The sequence below is a fragment of the Polaromonas sp. UBA4122 genome, assembly GCA_002381615.1.
Classification (GTDB): Bacteria; Pseudomonadota; Gammaproteobacteria; order Burkholderiales; family Burkholderiaceae_C; genus Polaromonas.
In genome coordinates this window covers 1,847-5,462 of sequence record DFWY01000155.1, presented here as the reverse complement: position 1 = coordinate 5,462, position 3,616 = coordinate 1,847, and the positions used below count along the sequence as shown (strand labels likewise).

2 protein-coding genes and 1 pseudogene are annotated in these 3,616 nt (G+C 59.8%); 2 read left to right on the top strand and 1 reads right to left on the bottom strand.

Annotated features, from left to right (window positions below):
* Nucleotides 1-427 (bottom strand): annotated as a pseudogene (locus B3F77_RS18415) (murein L,D-transpeptidase); the annotation flags it as partial.
* An 842-nt stretch (nt 428-1,269) separates the two neighbouring features.
* Between B3F77_RS18415 and B3F77_RS18410 the strand changes: the two are divergent.
* Nucleotides 1,270-2,178, top strand: coding sequence for a Ku protein (locus B3F77_RS18410; protein WP_293606356.1), 909 nt, complete (start codon nt 1,270-1,272; stop codon nt 2,176-2,178).
* Nucleotides 2,179-2,213: 35 nt separating this feature from the next.
* On the top strand, nt 2,214-3,616 hold a 1,403-nt coding region (gene ligD, locus B3F77_RS18405), incomplete at its 3' end, for a non-homologous end-joining DNA ligase (RefSeq protein ID WP_293606357.1).

Sequence of the window (3,616 nt, the reverse complement as noted above, 5' to 3'; positions counted from 1 at the left end):
GGATGCCGTTCTTGTTCAGGGTGCCTTCGGCGCGGAAATCCATGTTCTGCAACGAATGCGGAAAAACGCCCAGCGGCGTCAGGAAGTGATCGACCGAACCCGGCCTGCCGGTGGAAACGGGCGAGGCGCCGATGAATGCCCAATCGATCCCGGGGCCCAGGAGATAGATGAAAGCGGCCTGCACGGACGCGCTGCGGTCCACCAGCACGACGTACTGCGGGCTGAGTGCGGAGAGGCCTTCGCTCGACAGCGTGCGCCTGAGCAACTCGGCGTAGCCGCGCTGCTCGTCCGCGGGAAGCGCAAGCCGCGGGCTTACCTCACGAGCGAATTCAGTGGCGAGATCCGGGCCGGCATCCTCGAGCGCGTGAGCAATCGGCGCGCAAGCCAGCGCAAAAGCCGCAGTCGCGATCACCGTAAGCAAGCGCATTTTCATTCATGCGCCGCGGTACTCGCGCGGACCGCCGTCTTGGTATCGCTGCCCAGCAGGAGCCGGGTGATGCCGCGCCGTCCGTGAGTGCCCATCCGATGAGATCGGTGCGCCAGCGTTCCGCCTGCTGCGTGATCACGTCGCCGCGCGCTCGCCATGGCTTTCTACGAGCATCGTTTCCACCGGGACGCCCTGCTGGGCCGCCTCGGCGCGGCACTTTTCCAGCAGCTTCGTGCCGTACCGGTGAGTCCTTCCAGCAGTTGTTCGTAGTTGACGACCGCCTCGGGAAAATTGAGCAGGGAGGACTCGTCGATGACATGAAGAATCGCGCGCTTCGAGCCCTGAGCCTTGGCGAGCCGGAGGGCTTCGCCAAACCCGGCTTTGGGGGTCGCACTGCCGTCGAAGGGCAGCTTCCCTATTCTTGATTTCTCCCGTTGTCTTTTTCGTGATTACGTCCGTCATTTGCATTCTCCTTCGCCGTTCCCGGCCTCATGAGTTGATTGTCGCGTGGTTACCTGAAGCCGCCCGAGTTCTCTCAAATGCGACTGCGCAACATGCGCAGAAATGTGAGAGGGACGCTAGCGTCGGCATCGAGAAGTCAACGCGCCAACGTGGAGACAATTACACGTTGATCCCCGGCTAGTCTGTGCGTTTGCGTACCGATCCCCCTCCATCAAAAGTTCTGTAGAGCTGTACCCGGCAAGAAAGTTGTCGGCCGGTCACGCGGAGAATGCTTCCGCATGAGCGTTGGTGCGCCAGCGCACGGACAACCCAACCTATTCCGCGTATACGTTTGCCATTCGGCACGCTTGCCGCAGCCTGTTAACGCCGTGGAGTCAACGATGGAGACGTCAACCAGCAGGGTTATCTGGAAAGGTGCGATCAGCTTCGGGTTGGTGCACATTCCCGTGGCTTTACATTCCGCGACGAGCGAATCCGGATTGGATTTCGACTGGCTCGACAAGCGGACCATGAACCCCATCGGCTACAAACGGGTCAACAAGAAAACCGGAAAAGAGGTCGAGAAGGAAAACATCATCAAGGGAATTTCCTATGACGAGGGGCACTACGTGGTCTTGACCGAAGACGAGATCAAGGCCGCTCTCCCCAAGAGCACACAGACCATTGAGATCGAGTCTTTTGTGTCAGCCGCGGAGATTCCTCTTGCCTTCTTTGAGCGACCCTACTATCTCGCCCCGATCGGTAAAGGAGACAAGGTCTACGCGTTGCTGCGCGAGGCATTGGTCAAGTCGCAGCGCGTGGGTATTGCGCGAGTGGTGATTCAAACCAAACAGCATCTGGCTGCGTTGATGCCAGACGGGCCGGCGCTTGTTTTGATCCTCCTGCGCTGGGCCAGCGAAATTCGATCCATCGATGAACTCAATTTGCCGTCTTCCGCAACCAAGTCCGCCAAGTTGACCACGCCCGAGCTCTCGATGGCGACGCAACTTATCGAAGACATGTCGGCGCCGTGGAAACCTGAACGGTTCAAGGACGAATTCGCAGTGGAGGTCATGGCGCTGGTGAAAAAGAAGGCCAAGGCAGGGCAAACCGAATTCGTCAGTCAGCCCGAAGTCGAGCCGGGGAATACCCGAACCACGGACATCATCGACCTGACGGCATTGCTGCAACGCAGTTTGCGTGGCGGGACTACAAAGAGTTCCACTGCGGGTAAGACGCGGAGCACTGGTAGCCACGGCGCCAAACAAACGTCAAAATCGAAGGCTGCGTCCAGGCGCCGGTCAGCTTGAAGGAACAAGTTCAGAACGTGTAAAAGGAAACGTGAATGGCGTCCACCGATCCACTCCTGGCGTACAAGAAAAAACGGGATTTCGCTCTCACCTCCGAACCGGCGGGCGCCGTTGCAAGGAAAAAATCCGTCCTGTCCTTTGTAATCCAGAAGCATGCCGCACGGAGTCTGCATTACGACTTCCGTCTGGAGCTGGATGGTACGTTGAAAAGCTGGGCAATACCCAAGGGACCCAGCCTTGACCCGACGCAAAAGCGCCTGGCGGTACAGGTTGAGGATCATCCGCTGTCTTACGCCGGCTTCGAAGGCGTGATTCCACCGAAGCAGTATGGCGCGGGTACAGTCATCATCTGGGACCGCGGTACGTGGGAGCCCGTCGGCGACCCGCGGGCGGGTTATCGAGCCGGCAAACTGAAGTTTCAGCTCCACGGCGAGAAACTGAAGGGTGGGTGGACGCTGGTGAGAATGCGCAGCGATGCCGACTCGCGCCAGGAGCCCTGGTTGCTGATCAAGGAACGCGATGCAGAGGCGAAGCCGGCCTCCGACTTCAGTGTCGTCGACGCATTGCCCGACAGTGTTCTTGCGGCAAGCGTTTCCAAGCGTGCTGGCAAGAAAAAAGCGGCGGCTGCGAAGGCCGTCTTGCCGAAGGCGCCAGCCAAATCTGCGCGGCAAACCAAAGCGCGCGGAACACCGCGCGAGGCAGGCACTGCAATCGCTCCAGGCGTACTCGTCGGAGCAAAACGTGCCGCCGTCCCGTTGACGCTCTCCCCCCAGTTGGCAACGCTGGTTGACCGCGCTCCCGAGGAAGACGACTGGATCTATGAAATCAAGTACGACGGGTACCGTATCCTGGCCCGCATCGACAAAGCCGATGTGCGTCTGTTCACCCGCAACGGACACGACTGGACCGCGAAGTTGCGCGGGCTCGCGGCGGCGCTCAAGGGACTGAAACTTTCTCCCGGCTGGCTGGATGGCGAGATAGTCGTGCTCGGAAACAACGGGACTCCCGATTTCGGCGCCTTGCAAAACGCATTTAACGATGCGCGCACGGAGCAGATTCAGTATTTTGTTTTCGATCTTCCATTCTACGCAGGATTCGACCTGCGTGAGGTCGGGTTGTCGGAACGTCGCGCGCTGCTTGCCAGTCTGCTACGTGAATCATCTTCGGAGCAGATCAAATTCAGCGAGGATTTCAAGGCCAAGGGCTGCGACGTTCTGCACCACGCCTGCCGCCTGGGCCTCGAAGGCGTCATCGGAAAACGCAGGGACTCAGCGTATGTGTCCCGCAGGTCGGCGAACTGGATCAAGCTCAAGTGCACCCAGCGGCAGGAGTTTGTCGTGGTCGGATACACGGAGCCGCAGGGAACGCGCACCGGGATCGGCGCCTTGCTGCTGGGGACTCACGACCAGGCAGGCAAGTTGCGCTATGCGGGCCGCGT

Bases quoted from the DNA above. Each gene is read 5' to 3' on its own strand.
- B3F77_RS18410 (WP_293606356.1), top strand. From the start codon at position 1,270: ATGGAGACGTCAACCAGCAGGGTTATCTGGAAAGGTGCGATCAGCTTC.